22 protein-coding genes are annotated in these 24,500 nt (G+C 44.8%); 7 read left to right on the top strand and 15 right to left on the bottom strand.

Annotated elements, in window-relative coordinates:
* Positions 1 to 59 precede the first annotated feature (59 nt).
* The gene (locus CSH93_RS03000; protein WP_100641725.1) at positions 60 to 629 is read left to right on the top strand and encodes a hypothetical protein; all 570 of its coding nucleotides are present in this window, start codon (positions 60 to 62) and stop codon (positions 627 to 629) included.
* Between the two features lie 129 nt (positions 630 to 758).
* Here the strand turns inward: CSH93_RS03000 and CSH93_RS03005 are convergent, their stop codons facing one another.
* Genes CSH93_RS03005 through CSH93_RS03030 form a run of 6 tightly spaced genes read right to left on the bottom strand, consistent with a single transcriptional unit; the run spans position 759 to position 5,832 of the window.
* Positions 759 to 2,018, bottom strand: coding sequence for a tetratricopeptide repeat protein (locus CSH93_RS03005; RefSeq protein WP_100641726.1), 1,260 nt, complete (start codon positions 2,016 to 2,018; stop codon positions 759 to 761).
* The gene (locus CSH93_RS03010; protein WP_100641727.1) at positions 2,015 to 2,683 is read right to left on the bottom strand and encodes an energy transducer TonB; all 669 of its coding nucleotides are present in this window, start codon (positions 2,681 to 2,683) and stop codon (positions 2,015 to 2,017) included. The genes CSH93_RS03005 and CSH93_RS03010 overlap by 4 nt, the downstream gene beginning before the upstream one ends.
* Complete coding sequence (locus CSH93_RS03015) at positions 2,683 to 3,090, bottom strand: ExbD/TolR family protein (protein WP_100641728.1); 408 nt, start codon at positions 3,088 to 3,090, stop codon at positions 2,683 to 2,685. The genes CSH93_RS03010 and CSH93_RS03015 overlap by 1 nt, the downstream gene beginning before the upstream one ends.
* The gene (locus CSH93_RS03020) at positions 3,083 to 3,649 is read right to left on the bottom strand and encodes a MotA/TolQ/ExbB proton channel family protein (RefSeq protein WP_100641729.1); all 567 of its coding nucleotides are present in this window, start codon (positions 3,647 to 3,649) and stop codon (positions 3,083 to 3,085) included. Before CSH93_RS03020 ends, CSH93_RS03015 begins: the two co-directional genes overlap by 8 nt.
* A 3-nt stretch (positions 3,650 to 3,652) precedes the next feature.
* Positions 3,653 to 5,065, bottom strand: coding sequence for a DUF3450 family protein (locus CSH93_RS03025; protein ID WP_100641730.1), 1,413 nt, complete (start codon positions 5,063 to 5,065; stop codon positions 3,653 to 3,655).
* Positions 5,062 to 5,832 (bottom strand): DUF3450 domain-containing protein, encoded by a 771-nt coding sequence (locus CSH93_RS03030; RefSeq protein WP_164078279.1) that lies wholly within the window; start codon positions 5,830 to 5,832, stop codon positions 5,062 to 5,064. The genes CSH93_RS03025 and CSH93_RS03030 overlap by 4 nt, the downstream gene beginning before the upstream one ends.
* A gap of 415 nt (positions 5,833 to 6,247) precedes the next feature.
* Between CSH93_RS03030 and CSH93_RS03040 the strand changes: the two genes are divergently transcribed.
* On the top strand, positions 6,248 to 7,750 hold the full coding sequence (locus CSH93_RS03040) for an aminotransferase class V-fold PLP-dependent enzyme (protein WP_100641733.1): 1,503 nt from the start codon (positions 6,248 to 6,250) through the stop codon (positions 7,748 to 7,750).
* Between the two features lie 173 nt (positions 7,751 to 7,923).
* Here CSH93_RS03040 and CSH93_RS03045 read toward each other — a convergent pair whose 3' ends face one another.
* Genes CSH93_RS03045 through CSH93_RS03055 form a run of 3 tightly spaced genes read right to left on the bottom strand, consistent with a single transcriptional unit; the run spans position 7,924 to position 10,862 of the window.
* Positions 7,924 to 9,417 (bottom strand): methyl-accepting chemotaxis protein, encoded by a 1,494-nt coding sequence (locus CSH93_RS03045; protein WP_100641734.1) that lies wholly within the window; start codon positions 9,415 to 9,417, stop codon positions 7,924 to 7,926.
* A 30-nt stretch (positions 9,418 to 9,447) separates the two neighbouring features.
* Positions 9,448 to 10,173, bottom strand: a complete 726-nt coding sequence (locus CSH93_RS03050) for a substrate-binding periplasmic protein (protein WP_100641735.1) — start codon at positions 10,171 to 10,173, stop codon at positions 9,448 to 9,450.
* Between the two features lie 8 nt (positions 10,174 to 10,181).
* The gene (locus CSH93_RS03055) at positions 10,182 to 10,862 is read right to left on the bottom strand and encodes a TorF family putative porin (RefSeq protein ID WP_100641736.1); all 681 of its coding nucleotides are present in this window, start codon (positions 10,860 to 10,862) and stop codon (positions 10,182 to 10,184) included.
* Between the two features lie 261 nt (positions 10,863 to 11,123).
* On the opposite strand from CSH93_RS03055, the gene CSH93_RS03060 reads away from it, so the two are divergent.
* The gene (locus CSH93_RS03060) at positions 11,124 to 11,879 is read left to right on the top strand and encodes a substrate-binding periplasmic protein (protein ID WP_100641737.1); all 756 of its coding nucleotides are present in this window, start codon (positions 11,124 to 11,126) and stop codon (positions 11,877 to 11,879) included.
* A gap of 75 nt (positions 11,880 to 11,954) precedes the next feature.
* Here CSH93_RS03060 and ilvB read toward each other — a convergent pair whose 3' ends face one another.
* The 4 genes from ilvB to CSH93_RS03080 all read right to left on the bottom strand — a co-directional run bounded on the left by ilvB (position 11,955) and on the right by CSH93_RS03080 (position 18,980).
* A complete protein-coding gene (ilvB, locus tag CSH93_RS03065) occupies positions 11,955 to 13,820 on the bottom strand; it encodes a biosynthetic-type acetolactate synthase large subunit (protein ID WP_100641738.1) in 1,866 nt (621 codons plus the stop codon).
* 246 nt (positions 13,821 to 14,066) lie between these two features.
* Positions 14,067 to 14,537, bottom strand: coding sequence for an Lrp/AsnC family transcriptional regulator (locus CSH93_RS03070; RefSeq protein ID WP_100641739.1), 471 nt, complete (start codon positions 14,535 to 14,537; stop codon positions 14,067 to 14,069).
* 167 nt (positions 14,538 to 14,704) lie between these two features.
* The gene (locus CSH93_RS03075) at positions 14,705 to 17,320 is read right to left on the bottom strand and encodes a TonB-dependent receptor plug domain-containing protein (protein WP_100641740.1); all 2,616 of its coding nucleotides are present in this window, start codon (positions 17,318 to 17,320) and stop codon (positions 14,705 to 14,707) included.
* A gap of 376 nt (positions 17,321 to 17,696) precedes the next feature.
* The gene (locus CSH93_RS03080) at positions 17,697 to 18,980 is read right to left on the bottom strand and encodes an amidohydrolase family protein (RefSeq protein ID WP_100641741.1); all 1,284 of its coding nucleotides are present in this window, start codon (positions 18,978 to 18,980) and stop codon (positions 17,697 to 17,699) included.
* Positions 18,981 to 19,243: 263 nt separating this feature from the next.
* On the opposite strand from CSH93_RS03080, the gene CSH93_RS03085 reads away from it, so the two are divergent.
* Entirely contained in the window at positions 19,244 to 19,735 is a 492-nt protein-coding gene (locus tag CSH93_RS03085) for a nuclear transport factor 2 family protein (RefSeq protein WP_100641742.1), read from the top strand.
* A gap of 130 nt (positions 19,736 to 19,865) precedes the next feature.
* Entirely contained in the window at positions 19,866 to 20,870 is a 1,005-nt protein-coding gene (gene ylqF, locus CSH93_RS03090) for a ribosome biogenesis GTPase YlqF (RefSeq protein WP_100641743.1), read from the top strand.
* A 15-nt stretch (positions 20,871 to 20,885) separates the two neighbouring features.
* On the opposite strand, the gene CSH93_RS03095 is transcribed toward ylqF, so the two are convergent.
* Entirely contained in the window at positions 20,886 to 22,511 is a 1,626-nt protein-coding gene (locus CSH93_RS03095; RefSeq protein ID WP_100641744.1) for an NAD(P)/FAD-dependent oxidoreductase, read from the bottom strand.
* 182 nt (positions 22,512 to 22,693) lie between these two features.
* Here CSH93_RS03095 and fdxA point away from each other — a divergent pair, with 182 nt between their 5' ends.
* Entirely contained in the window at positions 22,694 to 23,017 is a 324-nt protein-coding gene (gene fdxA / locus CSH93_RS03100; RefSeq protein WP_100641745.1) for a ferredoxin FdxA, read from the top strand.
* Here the strand turns inward: fdxA and rlmE are convergent.
* A complete protein-coding gene (gene rlmE / locus CSH93_RS03105; RefSeq protein WP_100641746.1) occupies positions 23,014 to 23,634 on the bottom strand; it encodes a 23S rRNA (uridine(2552)-2'-O)-methyltransferase RlmE in 621 nt (206 codons plus the stop codon). The genes fdxA and rlmE overlap by 4 nt on opposite strands.
* 95 nt (positions 23,635 to 23,729) lie before the next feature.
* On the opposite strand from rlmE, the gene CSH93_RS03110 reads away from it, so the two are divergent.
* On the top strand, positions 23,730 to 24,482 hold the full coding sequence (locus CSH93_RS03110; protein WP_100641747.1) for a TrmH family RNA methyltransferase: 753 nt from the start codon (positions 23,730 to 23,732) through the stop codon (positions 24,480 to 24,482).
* The last annotated feature ends 18 nt before the right edge of the window (positions 24,483 to 24,500 follow it).

The raw sequence follows: 24,500 nt of genomic DNA on the forward strand, positions 1-24,500 counted from the left end.
ATTTTAGGCACATCACTTGCTTCAGTACCTCTGTAGTAAAATTTGTCTGAGTAGTAAAAATGAAAAAATTGTTGTGTGTTACCCTTCTACTATTATCAAACGTTGCTAACGCGGCGATCATCTTTTCTGAAGATTTCGAAAATGGTCTTTTGTTTGGCGCGGGAAATAACTGGGTTAGTAATATTTCAGGCGCTATCGTCGTCGATCCGCTTCAAGGAGACAAAGCATTAAGTTTCCGTTCACTTATCGGCGGAGGCGATTTGTTTTCAAAAACGCTTACCAGTACAACCGGTAAATTCTTTATTTCATTTGATTATTTAGGTACTTGCCAAACCAACAACTGTGGTGGTTTTTTTGGCAATAGTATCACCCAATGGGTGGGCACAACTGCGCCATACCCAGACCTATTAGTAGATAACGGTCAATGGAACACCTACACGTTTGAAGTAACAGGTAATTCTATGTATTTATTTCTTGAAGATTGGGTAGGTTCAGGTGGCACAGTCGGGGACGTTTTCTTTGACAACATTATTGTTCGTGACTCTCTAGCTTCAGTATCTGAGCCTGCGACGCTAGGCATGTTATCTATGATGTTATTATTGGCATTCCGCAGAGTTGCCTCACGCTAATCGAACCTGTTGATTATGTTGAATAGTAAAAGCCGGAGATTTTCTCCGGCTTTTTAATGTTTGACGCTTTATTTGAAGTGAGAATTTTGTCGAAAGCTTAACTACGATTTTAAAATTCAATGCACAAAATCAACTCTCACCTCTCATTGCCTTATACTTTTCCTGCTCTTTAGAGATATAACTGATCCATCGTTGGGCTAGATCTCGACTTTTACTGTGTTGTGCTGCCTTTTCACAGGCTTGGATGGCGCTGTCGAAGGCATTTACATTATAGCGTGTCATGCCAATGAGTAGCCAAGCCTCACCAAGATGTTCTGGGTCTAAGCCCTTATCCAAAGCAGTTCGCGCAACAGTTTCAGCCTCTCGCCACTGTGCTACATCATAATGCATATACGCCAATCGCATGTACAATTCACCGTCCTCAGCCATGCTAGCCGCTCGCTCTAGTGCGACCATCGATTCATCGACTTCTGCAGCTAAACGCCAGGCCTGAGACAGCATTTCAAAATTGCGTTGCGTTTCTTTCAATCGGCCAGATGACAACTCTTGCTCTATCAATTGCGCCGCTTTTATCGGCACCTTTTCAGACATGTACAAGCTGGCTAAATTAAGTAGCTGAGAAGACTCCTTGAGTTTTCCTGCTTCATATAACGATTCCATCAATACCGTTTGCTTATCCAACCGATCGTTCTGGCCATAGATGGATGCTAAATACAGAATATAAGTCGATTTCGGGTAGTGTTTAATAAGTAGAACGAGTGTCTCGATCATATTGTCTAACTGCTTTAATTCAAAGTAGACCGCATTTTGTAATAGCAGAAGGTTTTCTTTAGGGATATTGCCTGCAAGTTGATCAATTTCTCTGGCTTTAAATACACCGCTTAAGGCTGCGTTCCAATCACCGAGTTTGTAATTGGCTTGTGCTAACAATGCCCAATCATCTGACGAAGGAACTTCCGCAACCTCAACCAGCTTAGCGCCTAGATCACGTGCGGCGACGTAATTCTCTTGAACCATATTTAATTGCATCAGCGTTTTAAGCACTCGCATATGCAAAAACACCGGGATCCCGCCCTCATATTCCAGTACCTGCGAAAATGCCGGCATCGAGGCCGCTTCTCCTTTCGTGCGATATAAGATTGTACCTTTTAAGTACCATAATTGAGCTTGCTCATAACGCGATAATCGGCTTCTGTTTAACGTTTCCTCTAATACGCTTAACGCTTCTTGCTCATTTTCTTCATCAACCAATTGATTGATGCTTTCAACCGCTTTAAACACTGGGAGACTCATTGCATAAGTCTTTTTACCCTTTGCCGCTTGCCCTGAAAAGCTAACGCTAAGCAGCAAAAACGCACAAATAATTGCCAAGCAGACTCTTTGCATCATTGCTCATTCCTATCGTGAAGAGTAAACCTAAATAGGTTTTGCACATGGGGCACTTCAATAGTTTCACCATCAATTATTCTAGGCTTGTACTTAAACTTTTTAGCCGCGTCTAGTGAAGCTCTCACAAACAGTTTCGGGCACTGCCCCTGAACCGTCTGCACATCTTTAGTTGCCCCTGTTTCGGTGACCGTGTATTCGACTAAACAGGTCCCCTCTATCCCTTCCATCGAGGCCTTGATCGGATACACCGGTGCGACTTTCACAATAGGCAGGTATTCACCGTCTCCCTGCCCCACGCCAATTGCACCAATATCAACATCAATTGCACTTTCAACCGAGGGCGCAGCGACTTCTAATACACCTTCACTTACGGCCTGCTGATTACTTTGCGGTGTGGGTGGCGCTGGTGGAGCTTGTTGCTCTTCTGGCCGCGTAGGCTTACGTCGGTTTTGGGTAGATGTTTCGTCACGTTTTACGCGCACGAAATCTAGGAAATTAGCCTTTGCGCTATCATCAAGCTCCTTATGACTCGCTTGAATAAGCGCATGCATAAACAGCGTTAATGCACCTGCGACAACAACACCCAGTACAAATAAAAGCGCAAAACGCCAAGCATAATGACGGTCAGATACTTGCGCTAAGCTATCTATTTCTAATTGACTCATTAGTCTCGATCCGCTGCGAGCGCAATATCATATACGCCGGCTTTACGTGAAGCGTCCATCACTTTGACGAGCGTTTCATTTCGTGACATACGATCCGCTTGAATAACCACAATTCCCTTAGGGTTCTCAGCATGCAACCTTTCAATGTTGGGGCGCAGCGCGCGAAGATCCACTTCACGGCGATTAATCCAAACCTTATTATTAGCATCAATGGCAATCAATATATTGGCTTTTTCTTGTACCACTGACGTTGAGGCTTTTGGTGCATCAATTTCAATGCCAGACAGTTTTACAAACGTAGCCGTTACAATGAAAAAGATCAGCATAATGAACACCACATCCAACATCGGTGTAATGTCAACACTGGCTTCTTGATCTTGTGCTTGAGTGGTTATAAATCTACGCATGCTTATTCACCTTTCTGATCCGTTTATGGTTTTCATCCATGCGGAATGTTTCTAGGAATACCAGCTTCATAACATCAGCTTTTTTAATTAGATAATTGGAAACCATTAGGCCTGATATCGCCACCACCATACCTGCCATGGTGGATACCGTGGCTTTAGATACCCCACCGGCAGTTGTTCGAGCACTGTTGTTACCGGTTATCGCTAATGCATCAAAAATTTCCAACATCCCCAAAACGGTTCCAAGTAAGCCTAATAAGGGGCAAACTTTCACCATAGTGCGGATCAACTGAAGGTTGCGTTGCATGTCGCGTGAAAGGCGACTGATCAACAATTGACGAAACTGCCCCGCATGCCAACTCTTATGCTCAGGCAAGGTTTGCCACAATAAATAGGCTACACGTTGCTTGCTGGGTAACACCATGTAGAAAAACACGACGCGCTCCACAATGAGTGCCCACATAAACGCGGCAATGACGATGATCAAAAACAAAATATCACCGCCCAGCTCTAGCATGTCGCCTAACCACGGAAATAAATTATCGAGGAAAACAGGCATGCTCTAGTCCCCCGACTTTTGCGCCTGAACAGCAACTAAGGCGACAGCTTCCTGCTCAATGATTTGCGACAATTTGGTCGCTTTATCATTAACTAAGTTATGTAACAGTAAGGTCGGAATTGCGACAGTTAAGCCCAATACGGTAGTCACCAAGGCTTGAGAAATCCCCCCAGCCATGAGTTTAGGGTCACCAGCACCAAATAAGGTTATCGCTTGAAACGTTATGATCATGCCGGTAACGGTGCCTAGCAGACCTAATAATGGAGCTATCGCGGCACTGATCTTTAAGAATGACAGCCCTCTGGTAATGCGCGGTACCTCGCGCAAAACAGCTTCGCCTAGTTTTAACTCCAGAGACTCCAAACCATCATTTAAATTGTTTTGATACACGCTTATTATGCGACCCAACGCATTGTTGCCGGGTTTATCTAGATGTTTAAGCTGACCTTTGATCCTGGCATCTTCAATTACTAGGATGATGTATCGCAGCAATGCGAGCAGGACAACAACTGCGCCCAGCCCAAGAATGATGTAACCAATAATACCGCCTTGCTGCACGCGCTCTCTTAGATCTGGCGCAGCCCCCATCAATGAAATGAGTTGCCCTCTAACAGGATCAAGCGTGAGCGGAATAATACTGGCGTCGTTGTTAGCGATTTGCTCTGCACCACTCATATAACGATTGGACGGTTGGCGGGGGAATTCCACCAGCCTCCCTGTTTCGGCGATACGCTGGATATACTTACCGTTGGCAATCAGGTTGAATGTGCCTAAACGGATAACATCCATTTGTTGCTCTTGACCTTCAGTGTTCAGTACGGTCTGCTGACTCTGAACAACCTTGCCAGACTCAACCATTTCGCGCTGCAATTCAAACCATAACGATTCGATTTCCTCAACAGTCGGTAACTCAGTTGACGAGCCCATCTTTTGCGAAAACTGATTCAGTCTTTGCGTTCTCTCTGGATAATGTATCTGAATTAACGAGTTATCAAATTGCCCTTGTGCATCATTCGCAACTAACTGTAAAACACCAAATAATTCTTTTAGCGCTCCCAACCGCTCACCTAGTCGCTCTTGCAACAAAGTGATTTGCTGATCATTGTCTTCAAAGGCTTGCTCTCGTTGCGCACTCAGTGTTTCTGCAGCCTTGCGTTGCTCTTGAATATCTTTGAGCAATTGCTGTTGCTGTGTCTTATCTTGCCTAAACTCTGCAATTCGTTGCTGATTAAATAGCGCGTCGCTGCGGTGGCCAGCTTTAACGCTGTCGAGCAATGCGTCCATAGAAATGGCTTTTGATTCAGATGTATTTGGCGTATCCGAAGCTCCTGTAGCACTTTGCTGATTGTTCTCCTGTGCTACCCCCATAAATGCAATAACCAGAAGCATGGGTATAAATAGTTTTAGTGCTTTCATTGGCGCACCTCCACAGAAGCCTGCATGGGAACGGTGATTAGCTCAGGTGATATTTCTTCTCTCGCAATCTTCAAGCCTTTGGTAATATGACGTAGATATTGCTGTTCAGTCAGGGGAAGCCATTGGTTACTCTGCTTATCCCACATACCCACTTGTTCACCTGCAAGATCACGATATAACAGTGCGATACGGCCGATGCGTAAAAAATCAACGGCAAATTGGTTACCCGACACTTGCACCCGTCCTTTGTATGATTCGATCGTGTAGCCATACTCGTTTTCGATTTGATAGGCTTCAAATACTCGTCGGCATTTTTCTGAGGTTGAATACTCTGACTTTTCGAGCAAGTTACGTAACCCCTCGATCCGCTCTTCTCTCTCGAGTGGCAAAAACGGCATATCCAGCGCTACAAAATTTTCCAGAGCGTCGACCATCCGCACCAACAACGGCATAATCTGTCGCTCAATTTGAGTGGCATTGCTAATGGAGAAGTTAAGCTTGGCAATTTCTGATTGCTGATCGTCCAGTTGGCGTTGCAGCATGGCGTTGTACATGTTTAATCCATCTACCACTTTGAGCTCATCGATATATTGCTTTTCTAACGCGCGTGTGGCTTCGTAATCAGCGTCTATCTGTTGTTGAGCCGAGCGATTATCTTGTAATCGTTCCAACCCTTGTTCTACCAGCTCTTGCGTTTTTTCTTGTGCCAAAACGTTATTGATGCCTAAACCAATCAGCACCGAGATGACGAGCACTTTCCCTACCATGTGTCCACCTTGCATTTATGCATACCAAGCTAAGGTACTCATTACACAACGGACATTTTTAAACTCAACCACTAACAACGCGAAAGTTGTTCCAGATCATATTTTTAATAAAATGTTAATGGACCTTCCATTGGCCAAACAGGCATCGGAAGGGTATAAACCTTCTTACGCACCAATACCTATACCTGTGCAGCAGAGCAACATTGGCAAGTGTTTAGGGATAATTAAGAACAGCCCCCAGCAAAGTGAAAACCCCATCAAGATCGCTTTTAATAGTAATTATTTCTACATATTGAAATTATATTGAAATACTTTTTCTTTCACATTTCGTAATTGACGTAAGAAAGAAACAATTTGCTAACACATTAAGAGGAAAATACGTTCTATAAATCGAACAGACTGAACACGAATATCCATGCTGACCCAACACTTTGCAGCTTTTAGAAAGCACATCATTGGCCAACAAATTTCCCATGAGTTGAATGGTCAAAGCCACGATATTTTGTACGCAGATTGGACGGCAAGTGGCCGTCTATACGAACCGATTGAGCAGTTTATCAGTCAAGCGCTTGGCCCTTATGTAGCCAATACCCATACTGAAACGAACCTTACAGGTTCAACTATGACCCATGCGTACCATCAGGCACAACAAATCATTAAGCAGCACGTAAATGCCAATGAACATGATGCGCTCATCTGTGCGGGCTCAGGTATGACGACTGTCGTTAATAAATTACAACGCATGATGGGATTGCGTGTACCGAATAGCATGAGTAAGAGCGTCGATGATCCCTCGCGCCCTGTCGTGTTTGTCACTCACATGGAGCATCACTCTAATCAAACCACATGGAACACCTGTGATGTGACAGTAGAAATTATAAAGCGCGGACCTGACGGCAAGCCTTGTCAAAACCATCTGATTGAACTGCTACAGCAATATCGCAACCACGCGCTAAAAATTGGATCTTTCACCGCCTGCAGTAACGTCACGGGTATTCGAACGGACTATCACCAACTCGCCAAAATCATGCACCAACATGACGGATTATGTTTTGTTGATTTTGCTTGCTCTGCTCCGTACGTAAATATTGATATGCACCCGAGTGATCCGCAACAAAAGCTAGATGCAATTTTCTTTTCACCACACAAATTCCTTGGCGGTCCTGGCAGCAGTGGCGTGCTCGTGTTTGACCGTTCGTTGTACGCAACGGATGTCCCCGATCAACCCGGTGGCGGCACTGTGACATGGACAAATCCTTGGGGACAACAAGGCTTTTACAGCGATATCGAAATCAGGGAAGACGGTGGTACGCCGGGTTTTCTGCAAACCATTAAAGTCGCACTCGCTATACAGGTTAAAGACGCAATGGGCGTAAATAACATTAGCCGCCGGGAAAAAGAGCTTACTGCCATTCTGATGAACGGGCTAAGCTCAATTGAAGGTATTTACCTGCTAGAGCCTGATATAAAGGATAGGCTATGCATCGTTTCACTATACGCTCCGCAATGCCATTACAATCTATTGGTTCGTTTACTCAATGATAAGTTTGGCATTCAAGTGAGAGGTGGATGCAGTTGTGCAGGAACCTATGGCCATATTTTGTTGAATGTAGACAAAGCGCACTCTGAGTCTATTACCTGTAAAATCGACCAAGGCGATCTGTCTGATAAACCTGGCTGGGTGAGAATATCGTTACACCCGACAAACACAGATGAAGAAGCACAATCTATCGTTACAGCTGTGCGCAGTGTTATGCAGAATCTGAAGAGTTGGAAACAAGAATATGATTTTGATCCCACTAGCGGTGACTTTATCGCAAAAACAGCAGCGAAAACCGAACTGATTGGGCTCAATACATTTAATGTGTTTGGCCATGAACAGCACATCGATAGCCTTCAGAAGATGTCGGTTGCCTAAACTACATTTATTAATTTAACGGTTGTCATTTATAAAAATGCAGCAGCATTAGGGTATGTGTATTCGGCAAGATGTGCTGACATCGAGGATAGCAGTCTCAATGCATTTATATAGCGGTGAGTTACGATTCCATAGTTCAACAGGTTTGGACTGTTGATCCAAACCTACAAAATCTAAGCTTTAAACTGCCCTGCTAGCTCGTCAAGCTGATTAGCCGTTTCGCGCATATTCTCCGCTGAATTCGTCATTGAGGTAAATTGTGACAAGCTATCTTGTCCTGCACTGACGATTCGGTTGATGTTGCAACTCAACTCTTCACACACCGTACTTTGCTCCTGAACAGCCGTTGCGATTTGCGCCGCCATGCCGGTGATATCCTTAGTTGATTGTAAAATTCCGCTAATGGACGCACTGGAGCTTGATGCAGATTCGACTGATAATTTACTTTGCTGCTGACTCGACGACATTACGGATACTGCAGATTTAGCGCTGGACTGCAACTTATGGATCGTGTTTTGGATCTGCGTTGTACTTTCTTGAGTGCGACTCGCTAATGCCCTCACTTCATCCGCAACAACCGCGAACCCGCGCCCTTGTTCACCCGCTCTAGCAGCTTCAATCGCCGCATTGAGTGCGAGTAAATTGGTTTGCTCGGCGATACTAACGATCACCTCTAATACGCTTACAATACCTTCAACATCACTTTCTAGAGATAGAATAACCTCAGTTGCAGAGTCTAGCTGTCGAGAGAGTTCATTGATTGACGCAACCGATTCACCAATAACATCTGATACTCGCTGTGCATCGACGCTGACCTGCTCAGCCGCACCCGCTGTATTTTGCACATTGTGTTCTATTTCTTTGGATGACGACGCCATTTGTGTCACCGCTGTCGCGACTTGGTCAGTTTCAATTTGTTGCTTTTCGATATAACCACGCCCCTTAACGGTGCCATTTTCCACGTTTTGCGCATTATTCACGGCTTCAGAGATTGCCCCTTGAATTGCCACCACCAGGTTTTGAATTTTGACTACAAACTCGTTGAATGAATTAGCAACCATGCCAATCTCATCTTCATTTTTGACGGTAAGGCGTTTGGTTAGGTCCCCCTCTCCGCGAGCAATGTTTTCAAGAGCCAATCCGACTTCAGACAGTGGTTTGCGCACCAGATACTCTACCAACGAATACAACGCAGCGACTAACAGAACAGCTAATATAATGCCCTTCACTACAGCAGTTATCGCTAAACTACTAAGTTCATCATCAACGGCTGTATGATCGACATATAATTTAACTTGCCCAACAGGAACCTGGTTTCCACCATCATCAAAAGAGAGCTTTATGATACGCATATCATCGGTCGTTGCTCCTGGAGAGGCCATTGTTTGCTCACCAGAGTCATTGAATAGCTCAAGTCGGGCTATGCTATCCGCTTGTTGTTCTGCACTTAAGATGCGCTCTGTTTGCTGTTCTTCGAAATTCCACACCGCTCCCGGCAAATTGAGCTGAAGGCGTGTAGCTGCCATTGAAATTTGCGTTTCCAATCGATTATGAAGACGGTTCTTTTGAGAGCTATATTCAAATATGCCTGAAGCAATAACCACTACTACTACCACAGCGAGTACAGCGATAATCAAGCGAAATGATATGGACTGAGTAAACTTCATATGCCGTATATTCCTTACTGGTAAGCGTCTTTATTTCAGATAGTCTGCCATTACCGCATCTACATCTATTTTCTCAAGTCCCTCGTTAAATATGGCCTGCCATCGCTTTCCTTCGGCCGAATTTTTAAACGCAATGTGGAGATCTTTCTCGACTAATAGCTTGGGGTTCATTTGAAGTTTATCGGCAACCTTCGCAAGCGCTTTATCGTTTTCAACCATATAACGAAACACATTTGCATCAATCACCGCCGCATTGATCCTGCCTGCTGCGACCTTTAACAGGTTTTTATCATCTGATGTTACGGTTTGCGCATTGATTTCGCCTGAAGCAATCTTGGCATCAAGCTCTTCGGTATTGACGTAGTCTTGTACAACACCAATGGTATAAGCGTTGAGATCATCATAACTTGACCAACTAATGGGCGAACTGACGGACTCCACCAAGCCGAGTGGCCCTTTCCCCATTGGGTTTGAAAACACAAATTTATCACTTTCAAAAAAATACTCTGGCAAGTAACCAATGTATTTACTATCTTCTTTCTCTGCCAAGTTGACCGCGCGGCTCCATGGGTAAAACTCAACCACTAATTCATGACCCATTGCACTAAACGCGGCTTTAGCAACGGCAATGGAAGCGCCCAGCTCTTTCATTTGCGAGTCAGAATAAGGCGGCCAAACAAGAGACGTTACATAAACCGTTTCAGCCGCGACTTTTGCTGTAAATAAGAGCGCAATGACAAGTGTGACAATTCGCATAACGCCTCCTAAAAACTGAAGGTTTTACTGGCGGTCGCTAGAACAACGGTATCGCCATAAGTGTCTAGGTCCGTTCCCTCCACGCCTAAAGTGAAGTCAAAACCTTGCCACGCATAGCTAGCAGTCAATTGCCAATGTATATAATCCTTATCGTTGTCTTCCCAAACAAAATCATCCTCGTCCATGCTGACTGATCTATCGACCCCTACCAGTACGCTGAAATCATCATTTACAGGGATCGTATGACTAATTTTAGTGATGTAGTGACCCGCGCCTGTACCAAAGTAATCCCATGCATACCAAAATTTGAGCTCGGTATTGTTGATCCCCCACGCAATATAGGCTTCCGCATAGTCTCCATCACTACTGAAGTCGCCACCATGATACGTGTACTGAGCGATGCCGATATCCAAACTCATGTCGTCACCGAGATCGTGCCAATAACCGACGTACAGATCGATTTCAATATCAGTGTCATCGCCGAAATCTACGTTAGAAGCCCATGTGCCAGCATACCAACCGGTTTCACCTTCCCAATCGATACTGCCCTGCAAAGCAGGGTCCTCATCTGTTTGTGAAACACCGTTAAAGAGATAATCACTGGCAAGCGTTATGGTTGAAGACCACTCTGCATTTACAGCAAATGGAGTAACTAAACACGCGGTTAAAACGAAGCACTTTAGTTTCATGACTGCTCTCATCAAAGAATTGACCATTCAGGCGTAAGTATAGTTGAGAATTTTTTACCGCCAGTTTTTTTGTTTGATTTTTGTACAATACCAATTAAGCAGGCTTCAACGCCTAATATTAGCCATGCATACTTCCGGCCTGTCGACCTATTTTGGCATTCCTAGATTGTGTGGCTATATTTAGGTAGTCCTTTACATCATTCGTTCATGAAGCTCCCAGCTCTGAACACTTTACCGTTCAACGGGTTCAAGAGAGAAAAGATGAAAAACATTACCCCTATCTTTGCTTTGAGTTTTGCGATTTTTAGTAGTCATGCACTGTCTGACACCATATCTATTCGCGCTGACGATTGGTATCCCAATAATGGCGATCCCAATTCAGATAAGCCGGGTTATATGATTGAGTTAGCAAAGGCTATATTCGAGCCTGCTGGGCATACGGTAGATTATCAACTAATGCCATGGGAGCGAGCCGTTGATTCGGTGCGTAAAGGCTCCCATGACTGTGTCGTGGGCGCTTACAAAGAAGACGCGCCTGATTTCGCGTTCCCTGCTGTATCGTGGGGGCTCGACAGTACAGGATTCTTTGTTAAATCGGATAGCGCATGGGAATACACTGGCTTTGATTCACTGCTAACACAAAAGGTCGGAGTCATTAACGGCTACGCATATGGTGAAGAGATTGATGAATTGATTGCCGCTAATCCAAGCAGTTTTGACGGTTTAGGCGGTAACGACGCTTTGGAAAAGAACATCAAAAAACTCTCTGCTGGTCGTATTGATGTTGTTATTGAGTCACCCAATGTTATGAAAGCGAAATTGCAGGAGCTCGGACTCAGTAACATTAAGCAAGCGGGTACCTTGGGTGAACCATCCGAAATGTTTATTGCTTGTAGTCCTGCCAAAGAAAGTTCTGCAGGATATATAAAATTAATAGAAGAAGGCACCGCACAATTGCGCGCCTCCGGTCAATTACAGCAAATTATGAGTCGCTATGGCATGTCTGATTGGCAATAGATAAGTGTGTAGTTGGTACACATAATCCAAACTGACGAGTCGCACATATCAATGTGCGACTCAGTAAATTTTCTGTTAAATGTTGCTTCCCTGTTGGCCTTTATTCGCATGCACTAATTGCTGCTGATCCATGATGATGTCTTTATAACTGCCCCCTGCGGGGATCATAGGAAACACATTTTCCTCAAACTCAACCACCACATCGAGCAAATATGGTTGATTCGGATCGGCCAACATCCTTTTGTACGCTCCCTCTAATTCATCTTTATGCGTTACTCTCTCGGCAGTTATATTGTAGCCTTTCGCAATCGCAATAAAGTCAGGGTAAATCGCAGAGTTTACATCGCCTTGCTCAAATGGATCTGACATGTCAGAACTAGATCTGTTCCGGTCATATATCATGTCCTGCCATTGCCTCACCATCCCTAACCACTGATTGTTAATGATCACGATCTTCACGCCCAAACCGAAGCGATAACACGTCGCGAGTTCCTGCACATTCATATTGAATGAGCCATCACCATCAATATCAATGACCATGCGTTCAGGAAACGCTACTTTTGCCCCAATCGCAGCGGGAAGGCCAAAGCCCATGGTGCCAAAACCTGAACTGGACAAAAATTGTCGAGGTGCAGCACTAGCATAATGTTGCATTGCCCACATTTGATGTTGTCCAACGCCTAACGAAACAATCGCATTTCGCTGTGTAACTTCAGCTAATACAGAAATAGCGTATTGAGGTGACAATGAATTCCCATCGCTAAGAGGAACGTTAAAAGGATAATCCCGCTTTAAAACGTTCAGATAATCCACCCAAACATTTTGTTTGGGTTTTACTGGCACATCCCGTAATTGAGAGAGCGCGACAGCTAAGTCTGCGCAAATCGGAAACGTAACGATTTTGTTCTTATTCAATTCATTGCGATCAATGTCAATGTGGATAATCTTAGCGTGCTCAATGAATGTGTTTACGTTGCCGGTCACACGATCGTCGAAACGAACCCCCAGTGCGAGCACCAAATCAGCTTCATTCACTGCAGTATTTGCACACTTGCTGCCGTGCATTCCCAAAGGACCAAAATTCAATGCGTGTTCGGACGGAAGAAGCCCTTGTCCCATAATAGTGGTAACAACAGGGCATTCGATGCGCTCAGCAAACAATCGCAAGCTGGCCGCAGCGTTGGCCGCCACAATACCCCCACCGGCATAAATGACGGGCTTTTGCGCTTGTTCAATTAAGCGATATATCTCCTCCACCTGAAATTGCGTCATCTCTTGATTGCTGGCAGATGGCATGTCAACAAGCGCAGGGATTGGTGGCTCAATATAATTACCAAAGCAATCCAAAGGATACTGCTGTTGAATATCTTTAGGTAAATCGATTAGCACCGGACCTTGCCGCCCAGTGGTCGACAAAAGGAAACTACGACTTACGATTTCAGGAATGTCGGATACCTTTTTGATCAGAAAACTGGCTTTGGTAATGGGCGCCGTAATGGCTGTAATATCCACTTCTTGAAACGCGTTCTTACCTAATAAATGCGTTGGTACATTGCCTGTAATTGCAACTATCGGTGTGGAGTCACTGTTTGCGTCGGCAATCCCTGTCACCAAATTGGTTGCACCGGGACCTGATGTCGCCAAACATACCCCTACTCGACCGGAAGCCCTTGCATAGCCTTGCGCTGCATGCACTGCTCCTTGTTCATGCTCGGTTCTGATGACACGGATAGGACTATGTGCAAGAACGTCAAAAATTTCCAAGTTGGCACCACCTGGATAACCAAAAACAACCTCTACACCTTCGGCAATAAGCGCCTTGATCAAGAGCTCAGCACCGCGAAGAGCACATCCCTTGTGCGCACTTTTAATATCAGCAAAACTGCCGTTTACGATGGAGTGACTAGATGAATAGGTAAGGTTGTCATTTGAGGTATTCATTTACTGAGCCTTGCATCTCGCTGGGTATATTTGTTCTTGCGTAGATTGTAAGTAAACGACTCAGTTATTTTTTATCTAACTCGGTATTCAATTTGACCTATCGGGTATTTTTTATCTCACCTTGACCATTTTTATGAATTATAAATACCTTAACCATATAAATTCCTCGTTGTAGCTCCAACATGAATTACTGTAAGTCAAAGCGATCGCAAAAGTCAGCGAAGGAGACACAAAATGCAATATTGGTCAGATCGCATCCAATGGTACTTCGGTGGTGTACTTCACTTGAGTTAACGCTGCCATAGAGTTAATTTCTTGCACACCTGGCACCTGCGATAAATACGTTCGAAAGAATTGTTCATAACTTTCTACATCTTGCGTTACAACTCTTAAAAGAAAGTCTATCCTGCCAAGCATGACATAACACTCTGTTACTTCAGGGAAATTTCGAATTTGCTCCTCAAACTCTCCCACGTGTTGACGTCCATTTGCAGACAATTTGATTTCCACGTAGATAATGACATTGAGTCCAAGCTTTTTACGGTTCACCAATGCGACTCGACGCTCAATAATACCGTTTTCTTCTAATCGCTTGATCCTTCGCCAACAGGGAGGTTGTGACATATTCACCCGTTCTGCAATTTCTGAAACAGAAATCGAGGCATCTTTTTGCAGTATGTCTAATATACGTTTATCAGTGGCATCAAGTTTATGCATCACAGAGACCAGATAGGTAATTTATATACCTATGATAAACGCAAAAATATATTTTGATATCTGAAATTAAAAACAGCATTAAAAATAAAGGATTACAACAGTATTTATTCAATACCCATAAAAAAAAGCGACACCTATGTGCCGCTTTAATTTGCCAATACTAACAGTTAGAAACTGTATGTCGCCTGTAAATAGGTAAACCGACCTTGACCACTGTGCACACTTTGTACATAGCCCATAAAGTCATGATGACTAAATGAAGGCTCTTCATTTAGCAGATTAGTAGCACCTAACGTCAAACGAGTGTTATCGTTGAGCGAATAGTTAACAACTAAATCTAATGTGTTCATCGCATCAATCGTTTTATCACCAAACCCTGAATCTGCGTCTCCATCAAACTCTCCGATATGATTCCAAGCTAGTGTTGCTGCAAGATCATCCATCGACCAATCGACAGAAGCAGTGAAGCGCAATTCAGGCTGCTCAAACTCACCTTCTTGCTTATTCACACGCTTACCGCCAGAAGCATCAGGACGAAGCTCTTCAAAATCGAGCACATAGTTCATGACATAGCTGAATCTAAACATCCCCATATCGGTCTCTAAACGATAGCGAACATCGACGTCCAAACCAGATGTATTCAAGTCACCGATATTTTGGAATGAGTCATATACACGTACAACTTCGCCCGGATCACCTGGATTTCCTGTAGGAATACGCTCGACAACGTTAGGATCATCACCAAAATTAGTGAACACGAATTGGGTATCTGAGTCGATGATGTTTTCAATTTCATAATCGTAATAATCGACAGAGAAACTTAGCGCATCGGTAACTTCATAAATAACACCAATGTTGTAGTTAGTCGATTCTTCCGGTCCCAAATCAGGGTTACCGGCGAAAACAGCGGTATATTCCATAGGCTGACAACCTACGCCAACAGCATTACAGCGAATGGTATCAACCAAATTCGGTGATTCATCGGTACGGCCAAGACCCAGTTGATGTAACGACGGCGCACGGAACGCTGTGCCATAAGAACCACGAACGGTTAGGTTATCTGCAGGTGTCCAGCGAACCGCCACTTTAGGATCGGTAGTCGTACCAAAATCACTGTAATCCTCATGACGAATACCAAACTGAACTTCCAGCTCATCCATTACAGGCATAACAAGCTCAGCAGTAAATGCGTTACTGTCTCGACTACCATTTGCTTGAGTCGCTTCAGTACCAAAAACGTTGCCACGCAGGAATTGGTCATCTGGGTTATCCGCAATTGCCTCCTCACGGTATTCAGCTTTTAAACCCAGCATCATATCGCCACCCGCCATTTGCATGATTGGTCCAGAGATAGACGCATCTAGCGTTTTCGCCGTTGATTTACCTACACGTGTAGTGGATGTCTCGATGTAATCTAATGCTTCTTGTGTATTCGAGCTTGGTTCAAACGGATTCCAGAGTCCGCTATCAATTGCGTCTTGAATACGTTCAGAGTTCGGGAAGCCATCAACCCCGCGCTCGACAGATTCACTCTTGATGTAGCTGTAGGCAGTTTCCCAGTTCCAAGTATCAAACTCTCCCTGAAGGCCAATGATTGCACGGTAATAATCAGTATCCACGCGCTTCTCACGATTGCCAATGTCAACAGTACGTCTGCGCATCGTCAGATCCTGACCATAAAATGGGTGACTTGGATCATCTGCAAATGGATGATTTGGGTTATCGCCCGACATAAACAATTCATTGAAGCTAGGGCTTCCCGCACCGCGCACTATAGATTTCGAATTCTGACCATTTAATTCGGCGAACGCGCGTAGGTCGTTATTTACCTCATATTTACCCATATAGTTAAAGCTGAATCGTTCAGCATCTGGGACCATAGTCATATAAGGTGCATAGTCATATACACATAAAGATGCCGCACGATTTATGTCTTCTGGTGCACAACGGTCGTTACCAAATTCATCGATAATCCGATTGGTTGGGTCTGAAGCCAGTGCAATGGTACCTGGAATACCCGATGAACTTCTGAAGTCGACTGCATCAGGATCACCAGGGCGCAATGCGGACTGATTAGCTGAGCGAGAATATGACCGATCGGCGTATAAAACTTCTTCACGATCAAAGTAATCCATAATGAAAGTGTGACTGAATTTGTCTGCGCTGCTACCCCATATTAGGCTGACATTGCGCTCTTCTCCGCCACCATCAGCTGTTGTACCGATTTTTGCACTGACTTGAGCGCCATCAAAATCATCTTTTAAAACAATGTTGATAACACCCGCTATAGCATCAGAACCATAGGTCGCCGACGCGCCATCTTTTTGAATATCCACTCGCTTGATTGCTGCTAGCGGAATATTGTTAATATCAACGAACGCCGTATCAATGCCTTTTGCAAAAGGTGAAACCGACACGCGGCGTCCATTAACAAGTATTAGGGTAGAGTCCGCACCTAACCCGCGCAATGAAACGCTTGAACCGCCATTAGCCGTATCATCGCTACTATTTCCCTGTGTTGAGAATGTTCCCTGCCCAGAAATTGGCAATTTGGTGAACAGCGAGATCAAGTCTGTTACGCCGGTGTTTGCTATTTGCTCGGCATCTATTGATGTGATCGGTGATGCACCTTCTAAATCCGTACGCTTAATAATAGAGCCGGTAACTTCGATCTTCTCGATGTTATCGGTATCGGTTTGTTGTGCAAATGCATACGAAGAAGAGAGAGCTAAGTTTACTGCGGCCGCAGTCAGTGCGAGTTTTACTGTGTTTCTGTTTTTCATTTATTGTCCCTGTGTGTATAACTACAACTTGTTGTTTTATTTAGTAGTTCTGTTGCCCAAACTCCAAGCAACGAGTTTGTTATAACACACTAGATTCAAAAACGTATAGGCTAACATGTTGCAAAATTTGTCTAAATTGAGGTATCCGTGTTGCATCAAAAATGCGTTTTGAGTTGAAATATGACAAGTAAGACCGTCACCGCGAAACTGTGCACTAGGGATGTTCGTTCGCTGTGTAGATAACTCGATAGAGTTGTTTTAATCAGCACTTTGAACAATGAAATTGTCAATGATCGGGAATTATTTTGATTGATAAGGCGCGACATTTCTTCGTGCCTTTACAATCAAATTGAGTGAACGCAGTGATCTGTTTAATTCATTGAATTATCCTGCCATTTTTGATTGTCATCACCACTGACTTAAAGGCATTTAGATCGTTAAGAGGATTGCTGTTCAAAATAACCAAATCGGCTTGTTTACCTTCACTCAAAGAACCAACTGATTGTTCAATTTTCAGTAATTTAGCCGCATGTATTGTCGCAGCTTTGATCACATCTATAGGGGTCAGTCCTACCTCCTCATGCAATGCCATCATTTCATCAACAATCGGTGGATAAGGTTGACTGTAATCAACACCGCTGTCTGTGCCGACGAGGAAAGGAACGCCTGCAGTATAAGCAGCCTTTGCTGCCGCAATCCCATTCTGATATACATTCTTAGATTTGTGATCCTTGAAGGTGTTAATGGTGGCATCCAAGTAAATGCTTTGTTCAACCATACTGGAGATCATTTGTTTGAACATCGAAGCATCAGTGTCTATCGCAAAGTCTGAATAGCGTTCTTTACCCGTCCCCGTGCCTTTATCCGTTGAACTCCAAGCTAATAAGCTAGCATGCGACATACTCGTTATCCCTGCATCTACTAACTCATGTGGCTTTGCTGGCAGAATAGCAGCGTGTCCCCACGACGGAATACCTTGTCGACGGGCTTCTGAAATTACTTCACCAGCCTGTTCTGCAGTAAGGTCTGCATATAGCTTGATCCCTGATGCACCAGTGCCAATAGCTTGGGCAACAGCTAAAGCATAATCGGTTGTATTTGAAACCGCTTTCATCCAAGGCACTTGACCGGCTGTTAAACCTGCAGTTGAAGCGTGAGTTCTCGGATCATCAAAAAATGTTTCCCCAGCCATAAGAGCTGAATAATAGATATTTGGAGAATCAATTTCGTCAATCAGTGCCATCCTTGATAGATAAGCTAACTGCCTCACATCACCGGCCATATCACGGATCCCTGTAACGCCATGACGCAATAAAAAACGTAATCGCTTTTTCACGTCATCTAGCGAATCATATCCCGATGGCGATGTTGCATTGTGTACATGCATATCAAACAAGCCTGGTGTTACGGTGTAACCAGATAAATCGAGGTGGTGCTTTGCCGCCTCGCGCAATCCTGAAGGATCTGCACTGATCTTTAGTATCTTTCCATCACCAATTAGAATGTTTTGATCTTTTAACAGTTCCGCATTTTCCACATCGACAATATCAACATTCATGAGCAACAGATTGTTTAGGTCTGACGCTTTTGCGCAGTTGAACAACATGACAAACGCACACACGAAGGTTTTAAGGAAAAGACTACTTATGGACTTCATCATATTGAGCTACCTAACTGAAAACGGCTAATTTGTACTTAATAAGTGAGGATACACCAGAGGAAACAAAGAAATACATTTTTGCACCGATGAATTCCAGACTAAAAGAGCACTGGGCTGAAATTTGGATCGGGTGGTTTGCATGGCATAGGTAAAAAGCCAAACAGTCGTCCACTTATCTTGCGCACGGGCACTCTGGTCGTATAAACACGACAGAAAAATACAATGTTATTTATGCTGGAACTTTGGCCCCTTGGAGAAACGCCATGAAAAAATATCTTGCAACCATAGTACTTTGTCTCGTTAGCTTTCATCTATTTGCTAACCCTCAGGTAGACAACCAGACAATCGCTCAGACCTATTTTGACGCTTACATTGCACGTGATTGGCAAACACTAGCGCAATTTCTTCATGAGGATGGTAGCTTCGCAGATACCACGGCTAAACCTGTATTTGGTGACGTTTCCGTTGCGGGAAAAGCAGAGACAGTGACCTACTTTACAAAAAACTACGCCAGCATTCAGGAGATGTCGTTTACTTCATCCCGTCAATGGGTGTCGGGGGATGTCGCGATATTTGAAGGTGTGCTGAATTGGAAAATTGACCTCGGCGACAATAAAATCGTAGATACCAAAAGCATGCCTTTTATTACCATTCTAGAACTCAAAGAGGGACAAGTTCTGCACCATCGAGACTACGCCGACTATCAGCCGTTTCTGAAAGCACACGCCGAGATGAATGAAACGAAATCACCATAAACATTACGGCAATATAATGGAGACAACACAACAAAACCGCTGGGCCCATAGAAACTCGAACAATAGAATTGAAACACTTATCCATAAATCAAGTACAATAGCGCTTTAACATGGTGAAAAGGCAGTTCAAGTGGCGTTACAGTGGTTTCCGGGGCATATGCACAAAGCCCTTAAAGAGATTAAGGAATCTCTCAGTCAAGTAGACATCCTCATTGAGGTTTTGGATGCTCGCATTCCCTATTCCAGTGAAAACCCTGAAATTGCCAAAATCCGTGGCGACAAACCTTGCCTCAAGATTTTAAACAAATACGACTTGGCAGACCCAGAAATTACAGCTCGCTGGCAGGCGCATTTAGAAAGTGAACGCGGTGTCACCACCATTACAACTTCAAGTGACAAACCGGCCGAGAGCAAGCAAATCATGCAGATCATACGCCGTATCTGCCCCGAAAAAGATGCGTCTGTTAAATCCATTAACGCCATGATTACAGGCATTCCGAATGTAGGTAAGTCAACGTTGATTAATATCTTAGCAGGTCGCGTGATAGCCAAGACCGGCAATGAGCCAGCTGTAACCAAAGCCCAACAGCGTATACGTTTAGATAATGGCATAGTCTTACACGACACCCCAGGCGTGTTATGGCCAAAGTTAGAAAACCCCAATTCAATTTACCGGTTAGCGTCTTCAGGGGCGGTTAAAAACACCGCGATGGAATATGACGACGTCGGGTTCTTTGCGGCTGATTATTTGATTAAAGCCTACCCTGAATTGATGAAGCAGAACTATAAGCTTGATGAACTGCCAGACACCGAAATAGAGTTTCTTGAAGCTGCCGCGAAAAAGCGTGGTGCTATCATGAGTGGCGGCAAAGTAAACCTGCATAAAATTTGTGAAGTCCTATTAAACGAATTGCAGTCAGGAAAGCTCGGTAGGATCAGCCTAGAAACACCAGAAATGCTTGCGCAAGAACAGATCGAAATAGCCGAAGCTGCGGCTAAAAAGGCTGCTGAAAAAGCTAAACGTAAACAGCGTTTCAAAGACGGATCAGCGACGCCAGACAAACAAGAGCGCAAAGAAAAACGCACCGAAAAACGCGCCGAACAAAGTCGACGCATGAAGAAAAATCGCAGGTGATTTAGGTTGCCAATTTTACTGGCTAGGGCTTTCTACCACAGATAGCGCTACGGCCTCGGCAACGCGAATGCCGTCAATCCCCGCGGACCAAATGCCGCCTGCATAACCGGCTCCCTCGCCAGCGGGATAAAGCCCTTCTACATTAACGCTTTGGTAGTCTTTACCACGTTTAATGCAAACCGGTGAAGACGTACGCGTTTCGACGCCAGTCAATAAACCTTCCGCTTTAGCAAACCCTTTAATTTGACGGTCAAAGGCTGGAATGGCCTCGCGGATCGCTTCGGTCACATAGTCAGGCACGACCTTACTTAAATCGGTCAAGGTAATACCCGGCGTGTAAGAAGGCTGTACTTCGCCTAACTCAATGCTCGGTTTACCTTTCAGGAAGTCACCAATTAATTGTGCGGGTGCATGGTAATTTTCGCCCCCGGCTTTGAATGCCATTTCTTCTAACTTGCGTTGCAACGCGATTCCTGCGAGAGGATGCCCTGGGTAGTCTTTCTCGGGTTCAATACCCACCACAATTGCGCTATTCGCGTTACGTTCGTGGCGTGAGTATTGGCTCATGCCATTGGTCACTACGCGGCCTGGCTCAGATGCAGCAGCCACGACAGTGCCTCCCGGACACATACAAAAACTGTACACTGAGCGACCATTTTTACAGTGATGCACCAGTTTGTAATCTGCCGCACCAAGGATCGGGTTGCCCGCATTATCACCAAAGCGACAGCGGTCAATCATGCTCTGCTCATGTTCAATGCGAAAGCCAATAGAGAATGGCTTCGCTTCAATATAGACACCCTGGTCATACAACGCTTCAAAAGTGTCACGCGCGCTGTGCCCTACCGCTAGGATCACATGTTTGCACGGTAAGTATTCACCGTTCGACAAATGAAGACCTCTAACTTTATGTTGGCCTTCCGCGCTGTCCATATCGAGCTTTTCAACCCGGGTGCTGAAACGGATCTCACCACCTAAGTCCAAAATCTGTTGACGCATCTTTTCAACCATATTGACCAACTTAAAGGTCCCAATATGGGGTTTGCTTACGTACATTATTTCTTCAGGGGCGCCAGCTGCAACAAATTCATGCAACACTTTGCGGCCATAGTGCTTGGGATCTTTGACTTGGCTGTATAGCTTTCCATCAGAGAAGGTACCCGCACCGCCTTCACCAAATTGTACGTTGGATTCAGGATTGAGTGGCTGTTTGCGCCAAAAACCAAAGGTGTCTTTTGTGCGTTCACGTACTGCTTTGCCGCGCTCAAGTACAATTGGCTTGAATCCCATTTGCGCCAGAATAAGCGCCGCAAATAAACCACACGGCCCGAGACCAACAACGACAGGTCTTTCGCTCAAATCATCAGGGGCTTGAGCCACAAATTTGTATTCCATATCAGGTGTTTGACGCACTCCTTGTTGGGGAGAAAACTTGGTTAATAGCGCCTCTTCACCTTCTACTTCCACATCTAGGGTATAAATCAGTTTAATATCTCGCTTGTTGCGCGCGTCATAACCGCGTCTGAACACATTCAATGACAGCAACTGGCTAGCTGGAATGTTAAGCTTACTCAACACAGCCTGCTCAAGCGCTGACTCTTCGTGAGCCAGAGGTAATTGAATATCAGTTAAACGCAACATGTAGACTTACTCATCAGTAGATTGGATAGCTTCTTCGCAAAGGTGCGTAGTGTAAATCAGATGCTGCAATTTAGGTAGCTAAACGAGGCATTTCAACTATAGGGCAACAATGGAAACTTGTGTTTTAAATGGGCTTGATTACACTATGCGGCATATTCACCTAGCAACGCTGTTCTCTGCGCATGACCTTTGTAGTCACCGACAATTGCATTAAGTGCAAATACACCGATTGCGTCGCGGTTTGTCCCGTCGACGCCTTCTTTGAAGGACCCAATTTTTTGGCCATTGATCCGGCCATTTGTATCGATTGCGCGCTGTGCGTTCCGGAATGTCCAGCCGAAGCGATTTTTCAAGATAATGACCTTCCCCGTGGGCAAGAACCTTATCTGGCTATCAATGCTGAGCTCTGCCAACAATGGCCCAACATCAATGAGTTAAAAGCGCCCCCTGCCGATGCCGACGAATGGAACGGCGTCGCGAACAAATTGCCGCTACTTGAGCGTTAAGCGCGGAAGCCTTTGCCTACCAAATACACTTCACGAGAGCGAGGTCGAGACGCTGCAGGCTTGCGGACAATGACCTTATCAAACGAACGCTGTACGTCTTTGACGTATTCTTCGTAGCCCACACCTTGAAACACTTTGGCGCAGAAGCTGCCACCGGGCTTTAACACGTTACGCGCCATATCAAGCGCCAACTCTACCAAATACATTGAGGTGTATTGATCGGTACTTTTAACACCACTTAAGTTGGGCGCCATGTCTGAAATAACCGTATCCACTTGGCTACCATTGAGTGCTTGAAGAATTTCTTCGTACACTGCCTCTTCAGTGAAATCGCCTTGAATAAAGGTCACACCGATGATGGAATCCATCGGCAAAATATCAGACGCAATCACGCGCCCTGACTCACCAACGACAGGCGCGACGATTTGAGACCACCCACCCGGCGCAGACCCCAGATCCATCACCACAGATCCCGGGCGATACAGTTTGTCTTTTTCATTGATTTCGATGAGTTTGTAGCTAGCGCGGGAGCGATACCCATCCATTTGCGCCTTCTTAACGTAGGGGTCGTTAACGTGCTCATCCATCCATTTTTTACTGGTCTTTGATCGGGCCATCGGGTGTGTCTTCTGTTGGTATCGCTAAAACGGCAAATATTGTATACTCACAGGCTCGAATTACAAACCTCCCACTGTAAAACAGGCTCGCCCATATGAAGCTTGACGATGTCAAAAAGCTGCATCAAAAGAAGTATCGCTCACAATTTGGCTACTATCTGGTTGAGGGTGAACACCTCATATTAGAATTGCAAAAAGCCTGTCCAGACACCGAAGGCGCTCGTGCGATCACTCTCTATGTGACCGAATCCAATCAAGAATGGGCCAAACAGCTATCCGCTGGGTTTGAATTGGTTGTAGTCAGCGACAAACAAATGGCGCAGCTTAGTGATACCAAAACACCGCAAGGCATGATTGCGAGAGTCCCCCTATCACCATCAAAAGCGAGCGCTAATACCAAACTCTCGGCTTCACAACCCATGCGCTGTATTTATCTGCACGAAGTACAAGACCCCGGTAACCTCGGCACTATCATTCGCACATTAGCGTGGTTTGGTGAATTTAAACTACTGCTGAGTCCTAACAGCGTAGACCCCTATAATTCAAAAGTGGTGCGCGCCAGTATGGGGGCGATATTCAGTTTGCCTATCGAGCTGGATGTGGCGCTGGAAACACTGTCGGATCGTTTCGCTAAGTTTGCCTATTTGGATCTGCAAGGCAGTACTATTAATACTCCCAGCTTTACCGATTATGAGTGTTATTTATTTGGCAATGAAGCTCGCGGAGTTCCGCATCAGGCGCTAACGCAATTCAATGCAAAACCCTATACCATTGCTGGAAGTGGAGTCATCGACTCGCTAAACCTCGCCAGTTCAGTGGGCATTTGTGCGTATCAGCTTTCGATTTAATTAAAATAAAATACAGCA

Origin of the sequence: Neoalteromonas facilis (assembly GCF_002807665.1) — a bacterium.
Taxonomy (GTDB): domain Bacteria; phylum Pseudomonadota; class Gammaproteobacteria; order Enterobacterales; family Alteromonadaceae; genus Alteromonas_E; species Alteromonas_E facilis.

Bases quoted from the DNA above. Each gene is read 5' to 3' on its own strand.
- CSH93_RS03025 (WP_100641730.1), bottom strand. From the start codon at position 5,065: ATGAAAGCACTAAAACTATTTATACCCATGCTTCTGGTTATTGCATTT.
- ilvB (WP_100641738.1), bottom strand. From the start codon at position 13,820: ATGAATACCTCAAATGACAACCTTACCTATTCATCTAGTCACTCCATC.
- CSH93_RS03085 (WP_100641742.1), top strand. From the start codon at position 19,244: ATGAAAAAATATCTTGCAACCATAGTACTTTGTCTCGTTAGCTTTCAT.
- CSH93_RS03010 (WP_100641727.1), bottom strand. From the start codon at position 2,683: ATGAGTCAATTAGAAATAGATAGCTTAGCGCAAGTATCTGACCGTCAT.
- CSH93_RS03050 (WP_100641735.1), bottom strand. From the start codon at position 10,173: ATGCGAATTGTCACACTTGTCATTGCGCTCTTATTTACAGCAAAAGTC.
- CSH93_RS03110 (WP_100641747.1), top strand. From the start codon at position 23,730: ATGAAGCTTGACGATGTCAAAAAGCTGCATCAAAAGAAGTATCGCTCA.
- CSH93_RS03000 (WP_100641725.1), top strand. From the start codon at position 60: ATGAAAAAATTGTTGTGTGTTACCCTTCTACTATTATCAAACGTTGCT.
- CSH93_RS03005 (WP_100641726.1), bottom strand. From the start codon at position 2,018: ATGATGCAAAGAGTCTGCTTGGCAATTATTTGTGCGTTTTTGCTGCTT.
- CSH93_RS03095 (WP_100641744.1), bottom strand. From the start codon at position 22,511: ATGTTGCGTTTAACTGATATTCAATTACCTCTGGCTCACGAAGAGTCA.
- CSH93_RS03045 (WP_100641734.1), bottom strand. From the start codon at position 9,417: ATGAAGTTTACTCAGTCCATATCATTTCGCTTGATTATCGCTGTACTC.
- CSH93_RS03020 (WP_100641729.1), bottom strand. From the start codon at position 3,649: ATGCCTGTTTTCCTCGATAATTTATTTCCGTGGTTAGGCGACATGCTA.
- CSH93_RS03060 (WP_100641737.1), top strand. From the start codon at position 11,124: ATGAAAAACATTACCCCTATCTTTGCTTTGAGTTTTGCGATTTTTAGT.
- rlmE (WP_100641746.1), bottom strand. From the start codon at position 23,634: ATGGCCCGATCAAAGACCAGTAAAAAATGGATGGATGAGCACGTTAAC.
- CSH93_RS03040 (WP_100641733.1), top strand. From the start codon at position 6,248: ATGCTGACCCAACACTTTGCAGCTTTTAGAAAGCACATCATTGGCCAA.
- CSH93_RS03070 (WP_100641739.1), bottom strand. From the start codon at position 14,537: ATGCATAAACTTGATGCCACTGATAAACGTATATTAGACATACTGCAA.
- CSH93_RS03015 (WP_100641728.1), bottom strand. From the start codon at position 3,090: ATGCGTAGATTTATAACCACTCAAGCACAAGATCAAGAAGCCAGTGTT.
- CSH93_RS03075 (WP_100641740.1), bottom strand. From the start codon at position 17,320: ATGAAAAACAGAAACACAGTAAAACTCGCACTGACTGCGGCCGCAGTA.
- CSH93_RS03030 (WP_164078279.1), bottom strand. From the start codon at position 5,832: ATGGTAGGGAAAGTGCTCGTCATCTCGGTGCTGATTGGTTTAGGCATC.
- CSH93_RS03080 (WP_100641741.1), bottom strand. From the start codon at position 18,980: ATGATGAAGTCCATAAGTAGTCTTTTCCTTAAAACCTTCGTGTGTGCG.
- CSH93_RS03055 (WP_100641736.1), bottom strand. From the start codon at position 10,862: ATGAAACTAAAGTGCTTCGTTTTAACCGCGTGTTTAGTTACTCCATTT.
- fdxA (WP_100641745.1), top strand. From the start codon at position 22,694: ATGACCTTTGTAGTCACCGACAATTGCATTAAGTGCAAATACACCGAT.